General features: G+C 75.2%; 14 protein-coding genes. 8 read left to right on the top strand and 6 right to left on the bottom strand.

Annotation, left to right across the window (positions count from 1 at the left end):
• Window positions 1–32: 32 nt before the first annotated feature.
• The 5 genes from KVS67_RS08060 to KVS67_RS08080 are packed head-to-tail and all read right to left on the bottom strand — an operon-like array spanning window position 33 to window position 5162.
• Window positions 33–1088, bottom strand: coding sequence for a siderophore-interacting protein (locus KVS67_RS08060; RefSeq protein WP_217565227.1), 1056 nt, complete (start codon window positions 1086–1088; stop codon window positions 33–35).
• Window positions 1085–1954: an ABC transporter ATP-binding protein gene (locus KVS67_RS08065; RefSeq protein WP_217565228.1), complete on the bottom strand. Its 870-nt coding sequence runs from the start codon at window positions 1952–1954 to the stop codon at window positions 1085–1087. Before KVS67_RS08065 ends, KVS67_RS08060 begins: the two co-directional genes overlap by 4 nt.
• Window positions 1951–3021 (bottom strand): iron chelate uptake ABC transporter family permease subunit, encoded by a 1071-nt coding sequence (locus KVS67_RS08070; RefSeq protein ID WP_217565229.1) that lies wholly within the window; start codon window positions 3019–3021, stop codon window positions 1951–1953. The genes KVS67_RS08065 and KVS67_RS08070 overlap by 4 nt, the downstream gene beginning before the upstream one ends.
• Window positions 3018–4076, bottom strand: a complete 1059-nt coding sequence (locus KVS67_RS08075; RefSeq protein WP_217565230.1) for an iron ABC transporter permease — start codon at window positions 4074–4076, stop codon at window positions 3018–3020. The genes KVS67_RS08070 and KVS67_RS08075 overlap by 4 nt, the downstream gene beginning before the upstream one ends.
• 9 nt (window positions 4077–4085) lie before the next feature.
• On the bottom strand, window positions 4086–5162 hold the full coding sequence (locus tag KVS67_RS08080; RefSeq protein ID WP_217565231.1) for an iron-siderophore ABC transporter substrate-binding protein: 1077 nt from the start codon (window positions 5160–5162) through the stop codon (window positions 4086–4088).
• A 202-nt stretch (window positions 5163–5364) separates the two neighbouring features.
• Between KVS67_RS08080 and KVS67_RS08085 the strand changes: the two genes are divergently transcribed.
• The 4 genes from KVS67_RS08085 to KVS67_RS08105 all read left to right on the top strand — a co-directional run bounded on the left by KVS67_RS08085 (window position 5365) and on the right by KVS67_RS08105 (window position 9370).
• Window positions 5365–6108 (top strand): ubiquinone/menaquinone biosynthesis methyltransferase, encoded by a 744-nt coding sequence (locus KVS67_RS08085; RefSeq protein ID WP_044659316.1) that lies wholly within the window; start codon window positions 5365–5367, stop codon window positions 6106–6108.
• 334 nt (window positions 6109–6442) lie between these two features.
• Window positions 6443–7171, top strand: coding sequence for a response regulator transcription factor (locus KVS67_RS08090; RefSeq protein WP_044659339.1), 729 nt, complete (start codon window positions 6443–6445; stop codon window positions 7169–7171).
• 94 nt (window positions 7172–7265) lie between these two features.
• Window positions 7266–8843, top strand: coding sequence for a cell wall metabolism sensor histidine kinase WalK (locus KVS67_RS08100; protein WP_235281271.1), 1578 nt, complete (start codon window positions 7266–7268; stop codon window positions 8841–8843).
• Between the two features lie 140 nt (window positions 8844–8983).
• Window positions 8984–9370 carry a WGxxGxxG family protein gene (locus KVS67_RS08105; RefSeq protein WP_044659315.1) on the top strand — a complete coding sequence of 129 codons (387 nt, stop codon included), beginning with the start codon at window positions 8984–8986 and terminating at the stop codon, window positions 9368–9370.
• 94 nt (window positions 9371–9464) lie between these two features.
• Here KVS67_RS08105 and KVS67_RS08110 read toward each other — a convergent pair whose 3' ends face one another.
• Entirely contained in the window at window positions 9465–10388 is a 924-nt protein-coding gene (locus tag KVS67_RS08110; RefSeq protein ID WP_082067595.1) for an ArgP/LysG family DNA-binding transcriptional regulator, read from the bottom strand.
• A gap of 69 nt (window positions 10389–10457) precedes the next feature.
• Here KVS67_RS08110 and KVS67_RS08115 point away from each other — a divergent pair, with 69 nt between their 5' ends.
• The 4 genes from KVS67_RS08115 (at window position 10458) to KVS67_RS08130 (ending at window position 14879) form a co-directional block, all read left to right on the top strand.
• Complete coding sequence (locus KVS67_RS08115; protein WP_227717951.1) at window positions 10458–11288, top strand: LysE/ArgO family amino acid transporter; 831 nt, start codon at window positions 10458–10460, stop codon at window positions 11286–11288.
• Between the two features lie 25 nt (window positions 11289–11313).
• Window positions 11314–11784 carry an NUDIX domain-containing protein gene (locus tag KVS67_RS08120; RefSeq protein WP_002855389.1) on the top strand — a complete coding sequence of 157 codons (471 nt, stop codon included), beginning with the start codon at window positions 11314–11316 and terminating at the stop codon, window positions 11782–11784.
• A 58-nt stretch (window positions 11785–11842) separates the two neighbouring features.
• Entirely contained in the window at window positions 11843–13705 is a 1863-nt protein-coding gene (locus KVS67_RS08125) for an ABC transporter ATP-binding protein (protein WP_217565232.1), read from the top strand.
• Between the two features lie 178 nt (window positions 13706–13883).
• On the top strand, window positions 13884–14879 hold the full coding sequence (locus tag KVS67_RS08130) for a hypothetical protein (RefSeq protein WP_044659313.1): 996 nt from the start codon (window positions 13884–13886) through the stop codon (window positions 14877–14879).
• Window positions 14880–14889 lie beyond the last annotated feature (10 nt).

Genomic DNA, 14889 nt, shown 5'->3' on the forward strand with positions numbered 1-14889 from the left:
GGTGGAGCGGCGCGCGACCGCCACCCCGCTCCTCAGCTCTCCGCCTGGCCCTCCCGCCAGTAGCCCATGAAGGAGACGTGCTTCTTCGGCACGCCGCCGGGGCCCACGCTGAGCCGACGCAGGGCGCGCACCATCGCGGACTCCCCGGCGAGGAACACGTAGGCCTCGGGCCGTTCGTCGGCCTCGAGGGCGGCGACGGTCCACTCGCGCTCGACGGAGGCAGCGGGCGGCGCGACCGGCCCGCCGGCGTCGTCGGGGTCCACGCCCAGCAGGGCGGCGAGGCGGGCGTGTGCCCAGGACCCCGACGGCGCCCCCGGCGCCCGGCGGCCCACGTGCAGGCGCACGCGGCCCCGGTCCGCCAGCTCCGTCACGGCCCGCCAGTCCCACGGCTCGGGGACGGCCAGGCGCTCGGCGATGAGGTCGGCGGCCTGCCCGTCGTGGGGCAGCTCGAGCACGAGGTCCGCCTCGCCGTCGAACCCGCCGAACGGGTCGGCGAGCTCCTCCGCCACGGACACCAGGGCGGGGACGGCGGTCTCGTCGCCCACGGCCAGCACACGGCGCGCCCCCGTCTGCCGCCAGCCGGACCACGCCGGCGCCTCCGCCGAGGGCACCAGCACGTTCACCGCGTCCCCGGCCTGGACGGCGCGCGCCCAGCGCAGGCCCGGCCCCTGATGCGGGTCGGCGGAGTCGTCCGGGTCGCCGTGCAGCACCACGTCCACGGTCAGCGAGGGCACCTGCCGCCCGTCGAGCCGCACGAGCCCGGCCGAGCGCACCGTGTACGTGCGCATCCAGCCGCGCTCCTCCTCGGGGATGGCCAGGAACCCGGCGCGGAACCCGGCGGACAGGTCCGGGTCCGCCGACGTCCCGCCCGGCGGGGGGATCAGCAGCTTCACATAGGCGTCCCGGCGCGGCCGCGCGCCCCGGTACAGGGCGTGCAGGTCGGCGACGCCGGGCGGCAGCAGTCCCAGCAGGTCCCCGCTGGCGGCCTCCAGGTCCGGGCCCGCCAGCACGATCCGCCGGAACCCGCGGCACGGCTGCTCCACGGACACCACGCGCGTGTGCGCCACGAACATGCCGTCGGCGCTCATCGGCGGTCCCCGTCCCCGCGCGGCAGCACCACGGGGTGGCCCAGCAGCGGGTCGGCCACCACGTCCGCGTCCAGGCCGAACACCTCGGCCAGCACCTCCGGCACGATCACCTCGACCGGCGTGCCCTGCGCCACCACCCGGCCCGCGGCCATCGCCACGATGTGGTCCGCGCTGCGCGCCGCCAGGTTCAGCTCGTGCAGCACCGCGACGACGGTCGCCCGGCCCCCGCCACGCGGGTCCGGGAGCGCACGCACCAGGTCGAGCACCTCCACCTGATGGCTGAGGTCGAGGTAGCTCGTCGGCTCGTCGAGGAGCACCACCGGGGTCTGCTGGGCGAGCACGAGGGCGAGCCACGCCCGCTGCCGCTGCCCGCCGGAGAGCGTGCCGGCCTCACGCTCGGCGAGCTCCACGAGGTCGGTGCGCTCGAGCGCCGAGGCGATCGCGGCGTCGTCGCCGGCGGCCCGGCCGCCCAGGAGCCCGCGGTGCGGGTGACGGCCGCGCGCCACGAGCTGCGCCACCGTCATGCCCTCGGGCGCCACGGGGTGCTGGGGCAGCAGCGCCACGGTGCGGGCGTAGTCGCGCGCGGACACGCGCGCGGCGTCCCGGCCGAGCACCTCGATGCTCCCGGCGCGCGGGGCGAGCTGGCGGGTCAGGCCGCGCAGCAGCGTGGACTTGCCGCAGCCGTTGGCGCCGATGATCGCGGTGACGCGCCCGGCGGGCACGTCCAGGTCGAGGTCCTCGACGATCGGCGGCGCCGAGGCCGGGCCGTAGCCGAGCGTCAGGCCGCGCAGGCGGATCGCGACGTCGTCGGCGGCCCCGGCGCGTGGTGCGGCGGGGGACGAGACGGTGAGCGGGGGAGCGGTCATGCGGAGCGCACGCCTCCTGGGGTCCGGCCCTGGCGCAGCAGCAGCCAGAGCATGAGCGGGGCGCCGGCGGCGCCGGTGAGCACACCGGTGGGCAGGGCGGCGCCGGTGAGCAGGGGGACGGCCTCGCCGGCCACGAGGTCCGCGAGCAGCACGAGCGCGGCGCCCGTGAGCGCCGCCGCGGGCAGCGAGGGCAGGCCGCGGGCGAGCCCGCGCGCCACCGGGGTGGCCAGCAGCGCCACGAACGCCAGTGGCCCCACGACGGCGGTCGCCACGGCGGCCAGCACCGCGCCGAGCCCCAGCGCCGCGGCCGAGGTGGGGCGCGGCCGGGCGCCGAGGGCGTGCGCGAGGTCCGGGCCGACGTCGGCGGGGGCCAGCCGCGCGTGGAGCACCCCCGCCAGCGGCAGGGCGACCACGAGCACGCCCGCGAGCAGCGCGATGCGGCCCCACGTGACGCCGTTGAGCGAGCCGGCGATCCAGACGGTGGCCGACTGCAGGTCGTGCTGGGCCAGCGAGAGCATGGCCCCGGCCACCACGGCCTGGCCCGCCGCCGCCACCGCGATGCCGGCCACCACGAACCGTTCGCCGCCCACCGAGCGGGCCGTGGCGAACACGGCGACCACCGCCGCGAGGCCGCCGATCAGTGCCGTGGCGGCGCGCGTCAGATCCGATCCGCCGCCGGTCTGCCCGGCGGTCGTCAGCATCCCCAGCACGACCGCCGCCGCGGCGCCCTGGGTGACGCCCAGGATGTCCGGCGAGGCCAGGGGGTTGCGCAGGGTGCGCCGGTAGAGCGCGCCGGCCGCGCCCAGGGCGGCGCCGGTGAGCACCGCGGCCACGGCGCGGGGCAGCTTCTCCTCCAGCACGATGAAGCTCGCTCCCGGGATCGTCTCCCCGGCCAGGATCCGCACGAGGTCCGGGACGGTCACCTGGTACGTGCCCCACACCACGCGCAGCAGGGCGAGGACCAGCACGGCCACGGCGAGGCCCGCGCACGCCCCTCCGAGGCGGCGCCGGTCGGAGCGGCGCAGGCGGGCGACGACGTCGTCCGAGGCGGTGCGCTGGAGGCTCATGCGGCCACCCCCGGGCGGCGCAGCAGCGCCAGCAGCACGGGCACGCCGAGCAGGACGGTGGTCACCCCGAGGTGGATCTCCCCGGGCGCCACGACGAGCCGCCCGGCGAGGTCCGCGAGGATCACGAGGACGGCGCCCCACAGGGCGCAGCCGACCATCAGGGCCCGCGTGCTTGGCGGTCGCAGACGGCGCAGCGCGTGGGGCACGAGCAGCCCCACGAACCCGACCGGCCCGGCCAGCGCCACCGCCGCGGCCGTGAGCAGCACGACCGCGCCCAGCAGCACCGCGCGCACCCGCTCCGGGCGCCCGCCCAGGCCGTGCGCGAGGTCGTCGCCGAGGGCGAGGGCGTCGAGCCCGGGGGCCACGGCGACGGCGGCGAGCAGCCCGACGGCGATCACGGGCGCCAGGGCGAGCGCCTCGCCGAGGTCGGCGCGCGCCACCGTGCCCACGGCCCAGAACCGCAGTCGGTCCTGGACCGTGGGGGAGAGCACGAGCAGCGCCGTGGTGCCGGCGGTGGCGCCGGCGGTGATCGCGGCGCCGGCCAGCACGAGCGCCATGGGGGAGGGGGCGCCGGGTGTCGTCCGGCCCCTCCGCGTGGCGGCCGCGGCCACCGCGTAGCCGAGCGCCGCCGCGACCAGCGTCCCGACGGCGGCCAGCGCCAGCACCCCGAACGTGGAGCCGGCGACGCCGAGCGCCATGCCCGCCGCGACGGCCAGCCCCGCGCCGGCGGAGAGCCCGAGCAGTCCCGGGTCGCCGAGCGGGTTGCGGGTGGCCCCCTGCAGGGCGGCGCCGGCCACGGCCAGCGCCGCCCCCACCAGCGCCCCCGTCACCACGCGGGGCACGCGGGAGGCCACGGCCGCCGCCTCGATGCCCTCCGGCACGGGGTGCCCGGTGAGGACCGCGCCCAGGGTGTCGAGCGCCGTCGTCGTCGGCACGGTGCGCGCGCCGAGGGCGACGCCGGCCACGAGCGCCGCCAGCAGCAGCGCCGCGGGCAGGGCGCCCATCAGCACGCCCACGCGGGCGCGGGCCGGGGAGGAGAGGGCCGTGGACGGCATGGGGAGGGATCAGCCCCGCGTGGTCTGCGCGGCCTCGGCGATCGGCGGGACGACCTTCTCGAGCGCGAACGGGATGGACAGCGGAGAGATCGCGGAGACGGAGAGGACCTCCTGCTCGTCCGTCTGCAGGACGAGGGCGCCGGCCTCCACGGCCGGGATCGAGCCCAGCAGGGGGTCGGACTCGATGGCCTCGCGGACCGAGTCTTCGGCGGCCCAGGAGACGAACACGTCCGACTCCAGCTCGTCCGCGCGCTCGGGCGACCACGTGAAGAAGAACGCCTGGTCCTCCGGGGAGTTCTCCGTGACCACCGACGCCTGCTCCATGCCGAGCAGCTCGAGGAACTTCGGGCGGTTGTCCACGTCCGTGTAGATGCTGATCTGGTCCGCGGCGGCGGGGTCGATGGTGCCGTAGACGAAGGACGCGCCCTGGAGGTCCGAGTGCTTCTCGCCCGCGTCCTTGATCTGCTGCTCGAGGTCCGCGATGAGCTCCTCCGCCTCCTGCTCCTTGCCGAGCACGCGGCCGATGACCTCCGTGGACTGCTGCCACGAGGTGCCGTAGGCGGGGACGTCCTTCGGGTAGGCCACGGTGGGGGCGATCTTCGAGAGGCGGTCGTAGTCCTCCTGCGTGATGCCGGAGTAGACGGCGAGGATGACGTCCGGCTTCACGGCGGCGATCGCCTCGGCGTCGATGCCCGAGGCCTCGGACCACTGCACGGGCTTCTGGGCGCCCTCGGTCTCGGCGAGCTTCGCGTCGAACCAGTCGGTGGACTTCTCCGCGTTCCCGCCGAACTCCACGGCGGCCATGCCCACCGGCACCACCCCGAGGGCGAGGGCCACGTCCTGGTTCACCCAGGACACGGTGGCCACGCGGGTCGGGCGCTGCGGGATCTCGGTGGTGCCGTAGACGTGCTCGATGCTGCGCGGGAACGCGGCGTCCCCGCCCGCGGCGTCCGACGACGACGCACCGGCCGACGAGGACGAGGCCGAGCCTCCGGCCGGGCCGGTGGAGCACGCGGCGAGCAGGAGGGTGAGGCCGACTCCCCCGCCGGCGAGGAGGGAGCGGCGGGACAGGGGGGACGGTGCCATGGTGGTGGCCTTTCACGGTCGCGACGCGCGGGCGCCGGGCGGAGGGGGTCGGGTCTGCGGTCGGAGGATGCGTCGGCCCTGCCGGGCCGGCATTAGCAAACACTGACGTGAGGTAACTCCGGAAGGTTAGGGCAACCTAACGCCCCTGTGCAATCCCGGTGAGGGGCGTCGTCGGGGGAGGTGGGCGGGATACGGTGGCCTGGTGAGCCAGAACCCCCTCCCCGCCCCGCGCGGCGACGCGCAGCGCGGCGCCGCCGACCACCACGACCGGGTCTCCGCGATGTTCGACGCCATCGCCGGCCGCTACGACCTGATGAACGCCGTCATGACATGGGGTCAGGAGCCGCGCCTGGTGCGCCACACGGTGGCGCGGGCCAACATCCCCGCGCAGGCCCGCGTGCTCGACCTGGCCACCGGCACCGGCGACCTCGCGTTCGAGGTGCTCAAGCAGCACCCCGACGCACAGGTGGTGGGCGCGGACATCGCCGCCGAGATGATGGAGGTCGGCCGTGCCCGCGCGGGCGGGGACCGCATCGAGTGGGTCGTCGCGGACGCGACGGACCTGCCGTTCGAGGCCGACTCGTTCGACGCCGTGACCCACGGCTACCTGCTGCGCAACGTCGCGGACATCCCGGCGACTCTCGCCGAGCAGTTCCGCGTGCTGCGGCCCGGCGGCTGGGTCGCGGCCCTCGAGACGTCGCCGGCGCCGGACAACGTGCTCAAGCCGTTCTCCTCCTTCTACATCCACCGGGTGATGCCGCAGCTCGCGAAGCTGATCGCCGACCGGCCCGAGGCCTACGCGTACCTGTCCTCCTCGACGAAGGCGTTCCACACGCCGGACGAGGTCGCGGACCTCTTCGCCGAGGCCGGCTTCGTGAACATCGGCCACGAGACCCACATGTTCGGCACCCTGGCCACGCACTGGGCCATGAAGCCGGTCGACTGACGCCGGCCACGCGGCGCGGCGTCAGCACAGGGCGGCCCCGGTGGCGCCGCCGGATGCGTCAGGGCTGTGACGAGTCACGCTGATGTCCGCAATCCGAGAAGACTCTGGGCCGACCCGGCTGATCCGCGTAGCATGGGGCTCCGTCGAGGGGGGATCCGCGCACCCCCCGGCCTCCGGTCGCCGCCCGTCCGCCATCCCCCGGAACGGCGTCGCCCCTCCGTCGCGAGGCGCTCGTCCCCCGCAGCCCGCGACGTCCGCGTGGGCACCGTGAACCGTCTCTTGAACGTAGAGGAACCTTGTGAGCCCCATCCAGAGCACCACCGGCCCGTCATCCATGGCGGAGCTGAAGAAGGTCCTGCCCGAGCTCTCGCACCCGGACGGCGCGCCGGTGCGGGTGCTCGTCGTGGACGACGAGCCGATGATCGCCGACCTGCTCTCCATGGGCTTCACCCTCTGCGGCTGGGAGGTGATCGTGGCCCACGACGGCGCGACCGCCGCCGAGCTGGGCACCGCCGGCCGTCCGGACCTGGCGATCCTGGACGTCATGCTGCCGGACATGGACGGCCTGGACGTCCTGGATCGCCTGCGCGCCCACTGGTCGGAGATGCCCGCCATGTTCCTCACCGCCAAGGACGCGACCGAGGACCGCGTGGCGGGCCTGGCCGCCGGCGGCGACGACTACGTGACCAAGCCCTTCTCCATGGAGGAGGTGCTCATCCGCGCGCACCGGCTCGTGCAGCGCTCCGGCGTGGTCTCGGGCGGCTCCGAGGTGCTCGTGGTCGGCGACCTGGTGATGAACACCCGCACCCACGAGGTGACCCGCGGCGGCGACGAGATCGAGCTGACGGCCACGCAGTACAACCTGCTGAAGTTCCTCATGGCCAACGTCCGCACGGTGCTCTCCAAGGAGCGCATCCTGCAGGACGTCTGGGGCTACGACTTCGGCGGCCGCGCGAACATCGTCGAGCTGTACATCTCCTACCTGCGGAAGAAGATCGACGCGGACCGGGATCCCATGATCCACACCATCCGCGGCGCCGGGTATGTCATCCGGCCTGCCTGAGACCGCCGCGGTCCCGTCGGGGCACGGCAGCACCCGCCGCAGGCGGCCCACGTCGCTGGCCCGACGCATCGGCGCCGGCGTCCTTCTGATCCTGATGGCCACCATCCTGGCCTACTCGTTCTACGCGGCCGGCATCACGAAGGCCCTGCTGACCGAATCCGCCTCCCGGGACGCCTCCGAAGCATGGATCCGCGCCTCGGAGCAGCTGACGGCCCCCTCGCCGGGCGGAGGGGGCGACGGCGGCCCGGGGCAGGGGGACCTCCGCGTGCCGGGCACCCTCGGCCAGCCCGAGGGCACGGTGGTCGCGCTCGTCCCGCTCTCCGGTCTGGAGGAGCATCAGCAGGACGCCCTCATCGGGCACCGGGTCGGTGACGCCGGGGAGTCCGTGCCGCTCACGGCGCGGGAGGCCCACGACCTTCTGCACGCCCTCCGGGACCGGCCGGGCGGGCCGATGCTGGACGCCGTCGTCGGCGACGTCTCCTATCGCGTCCAGGCCCAGACCCTGACCGCGCCGGGCCCCTGGGTGGCCGCGGACCAGGTGCTCGTGGTGGGGGCGCCGACGGGCGCCATGTCCGACGTCACACGGCAGGCGCTGCTCGCGGTCGCCGTCGGACTGTCCGTCACCGTCCTCACCACCGCGATCCTGGTGACCCTGTGGCTGCGTCGGGGACTGGCCCCGCTGCGCGAGGTCGCCGCCGTCGCCGAGCGGGTCGCCCAGGTGGACATGGCCCGCGCCGGGCTCGATCCGGAGGACTCACGCATGCCGCCTCGGCTCCTGCAGGGGCCGGACGAGGTGGCCGTCGTCGCCCAGGCGCTCGACCGGTTCACCGGCTCGGTCGAGGCGGCCCTGGAGCAGCGCCGCGTGCAGGAGCAGCAGATGCGCCGGTTCATGGCGGACGCCTCCCACGAGCTGCGCACGCCGCTCGCCTCGGTGCGCGGCTACGCCGAGATGATCGCGATGACGGAGGAGCTCTCCGCGACCGGCCGGCGGTCGCTCGACCGGGTGCTGTTCCAGGCCGACCGGATGGCCGCCCTCGTGGACGACATGCTCCTGCTCGAACGGCTCGAGTCCGTCTCGCGCGGCCGGGCCATGGGCCTGAAGCCCTCCGGGGAGGTGGCGCTGGCCGAACAGGTGGACCTGTCCGAGGTGGTCCTCGAGGGCGTGATGGACGCCCGCGCGGCGTGGCCGGACCACACATGGGTGGTGGACCTGCCCGAGGGGGCGGAGCCGGGCACCCAGCGGTCCGTCACCGGCGACCGGTCGCAGCTGGCCCGCGTGGTCGGCAACCTGCTCTCCAACGCGGCCAAGCACACCCCCGTCGGGACCACCGTCACGGCCTCCGTGCGGGAGGACCGGCCCCGGCCCGGCCTCATGCTCGTCAGCGTCCACGACGACGGCGGCGGCATCCCGGCCGACCGACACGCCACCCTCTTCCACCGCTTCGTCCGCGGCCCCGGGAAGGGCCGGACGAGCGCCTCGGGCACGGAGCCGTCCACGGGTCTGGGTCTGGCCATCGTGCGCTCGATCGCGCGCAGCCATGGCGGGGACGTGACCGTGGCGTCCGAGGGCGGGTGGACGCGTTTCGACGTCGTCGTGCCCTGCACCCCGGGGCGCGCCGGGCCGGGGGCTGCGGGCTCCTGCTGCGGCTCCGCCCGGGCCGGCCGGCCCTGACCCCGGGACGGCAACCGTTGACGTATCCCCACCCCCCTGTGCGTACGGTGCCTGTGTATGACCGAAAGGGTCGTCCGGGACTTCCGGCCGATCCACCCCGACGCCGGTCGGCGCAGGCCGCCGGTGAGAGGAGCACGATCATGACTGACATCCGCCGCACCGCCACCGCCCTGACCCTCGGCGCCGCCGTCGTCACCGGCCTCGGTGCCCCCGCCGCCGTCGCGCAGACCACGGCCCCGGCCACCGAGACCGCCACCACGGCACCGGCCTCCGAGTCGCCCGCCCCCCAGGAGGAGGAGAAGGACGACAACGGCAACTGGGGCCTGTGGGGCCTGGCCGGCCTGCTGGGCCTGGCGGGCCTGGCCGGTCGCCGCAAGCGTGAGGTGCACGCCGAGCACGTGCGCCGCGACCACCACGTGGCCGGCGCGCACCGTGACCACGACGTGCACCGCGTGGACGACCGCGCCGGCGACGTGCGCACCGAGGGCGACGCCACCCGCCGCCCGGGCACCGGCGACGGCCGCTGACCCGACCCCGGCCGCCCCGAGCGGCCCGTGACCGCGACCCCCGTCCCTCCGGCGGGGGTCGCGGCGCGTCCGGGGCGGGTCTCGAATGCGCCCGTCAGTCCGCGGTGTCCCCGGCGGAGGGCGCGGCGCGCAGCACCGCGTCCGTGAGGCGGTCCAGAGCCGCGGTCCCGGCCGTCCAGCGCTGCCAGTGCAGGTGCACGTCGGCCGCGCCGAGGGCCGGGATCGTCTCGAGGTCGGGGTGCCGGCCCTCGAGCACGCCCGGCGGGATCTGCACCGAGGGGAGCATGCCCCAGCCCAGCCCGAGCTCCACCGCCCGCAGATACGCGTGCACGGACGGCACGAGGTGGGTCGGTGGGTCGGCCACGGGCCGGCCGCGGGTGACGCGGCGCAGCACCGTGTGCTGCAGGCCGTCGCGGGGGCCGTAGTCCACGATCGGCAGCGTGCCGAAGTCGACCCGGCCCCGCGCGTCGCGGTGCAGCTCCAGCAGGAAGGACGCGCACACCGCGTGATAGCGCATCGTGCCCAGCGGGGTGGAGGTGCACCCGGCCACGGGCGTGGGGTCGTCCGTCACGGCCGCCACGACCGCGCCGTCCCGCAGCAGGACGGCGGTGTGCTCCTGGTCCTCGGACTGCATCTGCAGGACGACGTCGTCCCACGTCGCCGCCTCGCGCAGCACGGGCTCCCACCACGTGTCGAGGGAGTCCGCGTTGAGGGCCACGCGCAGCGGCACGCGGCCGCCGTCACCCCGGCCGAGCGCGGCGAGCGCCTCGTCCTCGAGCGCGAGGGTCTGCCGGGCGAGACGGAGCATGCGCTCTCCGGCCGCGGTCGGCCGGACGGGGACGGTGCGGGCCAGGAGCACCTGGCCCACCTGCCGCTCCAGGGCCTTGATCCGCTGCGAGAAGGCCGAGCCGGAGATCCGCAGGGAGTCCGCGGCGGCGTCGAAGGTGCCGTGGTCGACGGCCGCGACGAGGGCGCGCAGGTGGTCGGAGTTCATGCGGTCCAGGGTAGGGGTGGCCATGAAGGATGTCTTCAGATCCTGAAGAAGATCGCGATGGCACGGACGTGGGACGGCTCCTATCCTCGCTCGGTGACCATCTTCGCCACCGGATTCCTGACCTACCTCGCCCTCATCGTCGCCATCGGCGCGCAGACCCTGTTCCTGCTGCGCCAGATCGTCCGACGCGACCGCGTGTGGACCGTCCTGACCGTGTGCTTCGTGGCCGATGTGGCGCTGCTCGTGCTCGGCGCCGGCGGCGTGGGCGTGGTGGCCGAGCGCTGGCCGTGGCTCGTGCCCGCGCTGACCGTGGCCGGCGTGGTCTACCTCCTCGGGTTCGCCGCGGGCGCGCTGCGCTCCGCCTGGCGCGGGGACCGGACCCTCAGCACCGCGGCCGCGGACGTCGAGGGGACCGGGCACGGCCCCGACCGCATCGACCTCGCGGTCCTCACCGGTGAGCTGCCGCTGATCGACCCGGTGACCGGCCGCCTGGCCGAGCGCGAGCCGGCCGGGGCCGGCGTCGGGCATCACGACGACGGCGCGCCCGGCTTCGGCGCCCCCTCAGGCGGCGGGTCGGTGACGGTGCGGCAGCGCGTGCAGCCGCGCCGCGTGGCGCTGGACCGCCCGCAGACGCCGCTGCCGCGGATCATCCTGCTGGCGCTGTCCGTCTCCCTGGTGAACCCGCACGCCATCCTCGACACCGTGGTCATGATGGGCACCTTCGCGCAGACGTTCGGGGCGGCGAAGTGGGCGTACGTGGGCGGTGCGGTGGCGGCCTCGCTCGTGTGGTTCACCGCGCTCGGCTGGGGCGGCACGAAGCTCGCCCCGTCCATGGACTCGGCGCGGACGTGGCGGATCGTGGACGCCGTGGTGGGCGTGCTCATGCTGGGAATCGCCGTGAAGGTGGGGCTCACGCTCCTCTGAGCCGCGCGGGGAGGATGATGGGGGCATGAGTCCTTCCCCCTCCGACTCCGCCCGCACCCCGACCGTCGCGGCCGGGGAGGTCATCCGCGTCTCCGCCGTCGTGCTGGCCCGCCCGGACCGCCGCGTGCTGACCGTCCGCAAGGCCGGCACCGCCATGTTCATGTTCCCCGGCGGCAAGCACCTGCCGGGCGAGGACCCCGTGGACACCGCCGTCCGCGAGGTGGCCGAGGAGACCGGGCTGCGCCTGCGCCCGGACGAGCTGACCCGCCTGGGCGCGTGGGACACCGCCGCCGCCAACGAGCCCGGCGCCGCCCTGCACTCGGAGGTGTTCGCGCTGTGGCGGCCCGTCGCCCGGCACGAGGTCCCCGAGCCGACGGACGAGATCGTCGAGCTGCACTGGATGGACCCCGCCGCCCCGGCCGCACCGGGCGGGCACGGCGTGGCCCCGCTGCTGCACCCCGTGCTGGCCGCCGTCGCCGCAGCGCCCCCGTTCTGACGTCCGCGCGGGCCGGCCGGCCCGCGCTGATGTCCGCCCCGGCCACTAGCCTGGCCCGGTGACGTCGCTGCTCCGCATCCTGCGCTTCGCGCCCCAGCTCCACCGCCTCTACCTCGGCATCGCCGTCAGCTCCGTGCTGGCCGCGGTGCTGGCCCTGGCCACCCCGTTCCTGATCGGTGCGGCCACGGACCGGATCGTCGCCGCCGTCGCGGGGGAGACCGGTGTGGCCGAGGCCGTCACCGCGGTGACCTGGCTGGCGGTCGCGTTCCTCGCCGTCGAGGTGGCGACCACCCTGGTGGCGAGTGTCGGCGGCTACTGGGGCGACGTGATGGCCGCGCGCATGCGCGCCATCCTCTCCACGCGGTACTTCGAGCAGCTGCTGCACCTGCCCCAGCGGTACTTCGACACCGCGATCACCGGGCAGGTCGTCAACCGGTTGAACCGCACCATCAACGAGCTCACCCAGTTCCTGCAGTTCTTCGCGAACAACGCGTTCACCATGCTCATCACCACCGCTGCGGTGCTCGTGATCATGGCGTTCTACTGGTGGCCGCTGGCGATCCTGCTGGCCGTCGTCTTCCCCGTGTACATGTGGCTCACCGCGCGGACCTCCGCGAAGTGGCAGGTGTGGGAGGGGGAGAAGAACACGGAGGTGGACATCGCCTCGGGGCGGTTCGCCGAGGTGGTCTCCCAGATGTCCGTGGTGCGGGCCTACAACCGGCAGGAGCAGGAGCTCACCGGGTTCCGCGACCGGTTCCTGCGGACCGTGGGGATCACCCGGCAGCAGTCCCGGTTCTGGCACGGCATGGACGCCGGGCGGCGGCTCGCCCTGAACGTGGCCTTCGGCGCGATGTACCTGATCGTGTTCGTCCGCACCGCGCAGGGCCTGTTCTCCGTGGGCGACATGGTGATCCTCCTGCAGCTGATGAACATGGCCCGGCAGCCGATCTTCTCCATGAGCTTCCTCGTGGACTCCGCCCAGCGCGCCGTCGCCGGGTCGAAGGACTACTTCGAGGTGCTCGCCGAGGAACGCGAGCGGGCCGGCGGGGCGGCGCTCGCGGTGGCGAGCGCGGACGCACCGCGCGTGCCGGCGGAGCCGCGGGCCGACGTCGTGCCGGGTGCGCCGGACGTCCCCGCGGACGTGCCGGCCGTGCGCTTCGACGAGGTCTCCTTCGCCTACGACGCCGACGCCTCCCGCCCCGTGCTGGACCGCGTGTCCTTCGACATCCCGCGGGGTGCCAGGGTGGCGCTCGTGGGCGAGTCGGGCGGCGGGAAGTCGACCATCGCGCACCTGCTGCTGGGTCTGTACCCGGTGACGAGCGGACGCATCGAGGTGTTCGGACAGGACGTCGCCGGGCTGGACCTGGCCGTGCTGCGCGGGCGGATCGCCACCGTGTTCCAGGAGCCGAGCCTGTTCTCCGGGACGGTGCGCGAGAACATCGCCTACGCGGACCCCGACGCCTCCGACGAGCGCGTCCGGGCCGCCGCCGAGGCCGCGTACGCGCACCGGTTCGTGGAGGCGTTCGACGACGGCTACGAACAGGTGATCGGCGAGCGCGGGCTGCGGCTGTCCGGCGGGCAGAAGCAGCGGATCGCGGTGGCGCGGGCCGTGCTCAAGGACGCACCGATCCTCGTGCTGGACGAGGCCACCTCCGCACTGGACACGAAGTCCGAACGGCTCGTGCAGGCGGCCCTCGAGGACCTGATGGTGGGGCGGTCGAGCCTGATCGTGGCGCACCGGCTGAGCACGATCGCGTCCGTCGACCGGATCGTCACGCTGCGCGGCGGGCAGGTGCAGGAGATCGGGACCCCGGCCGAGCTGGCCGAGTCAGGCGGGATCTACGCGCAGCTGCTCGAGCTGCAGAGGGCCGGCACCCAGGAGGCCCGGAAGATGCTGAAGGAGTACGGGCTGAGCGGATGATCCCGGAATCTTCTGCGGATCCGACCCTTCTGGGCGCTCCGCGGAGGCCCAGAAGGGTCAGATGCGCAACGGATTCCCCGCGCGCGGCAGGACGCCCACGACGACGTCGCCCCGACGTCTCCGCAGGGCCTGTGGACAACCGGGCCCGCCGGCGTCGGGAGCGAGCAGGATCGGGGCCATGCGCGTGCCCGGACCCTTCCCCGCCCACCTCCAGGACGCCCCGTTCACGCGGGCGCAGGCGCTGGCCGCCGGGGTGTCGGGGTCGCGGCTGCGCAGCCGGGACGTCGAACGCGTCACGCACGGCCACTACCGCTGGATCGGCCCCGTCACCGGGGCGACGCCGCCCGCACGTCCCCTCGCCACCGAGCTGTCCCGGCTGCAGGACCTGGCGGCGATGCGTCCCGACGTCGTGGTGACCGGCGAGTCCGTGGCCCGGCTGCTGGGCTGGCCCCTCCCGGACGACGTGAAGGCCCGGGTGCGCCCCACCGTCCTGCGGTCCCGCACCCGCCGGGTGCTGCGGGAGCCCGGCGTGCGCACCCGGCTCGTGGACCTGGACCGCGTCATCGTGCGGCGGGACCGGCTGCATGGGCTGCGCTGGACCTCTCACGCCGACACCTGGTTCCATCTGGCCACCGTCCTGGACCGGGACGCGCTCGTGGCGGTGGGGGATCGGCTGGCACGGGAGGACGAGCGGCGGGGGAAGGTCGCGCTGGCCACCCGCCGCGAGCTCGGTGCCGCGCTCGAGCGGCACACGGGCGAGGCCGGGATCGTGCGGGCGCGGGAGGCGCTGGCGCTCGTGCGCACCGGGTCCGACTCCCCGGCCGAGACCGAGCTGCGCCTGGCCCTGATGGCCGCGGGGCTGCCCGAGCCGGACCTGCAGATCGAGCTCTGGGACCCCGACTACTCGCTGTGGCACCCCGCCAGCGCGGACCTCGGCTACCGGCGGTGGCGGATCGCGATCCACTACGAGGGCAAGACCCACGACGGCGCCGCGCAGGTCGGCAAGGACACCCGCCGGGACGCGGTGTTCCTGCGTCAGGGCTGGCTCAACATCCGGGTGGCGGGGACGGACCGGTGGCGGGGATTCGTCGAGACGGCGGGGCTGGTGCGGGCCGCGATCGCGGAGCGTGGCGGTCTCGACGCCGGTGGCGCGGAGGATCGTCTGCGGAACTGACCCTTCTGGG

Source organism: Micrococcus sp. GbtcB5 (genome assembly GCF_019091605.1).
Lineage (GTDB): Bacteria > Actinomycetota > Actinomycetes > Actinomycetales > Micrococcaceae > Micrococcus > Micrococcus luteus.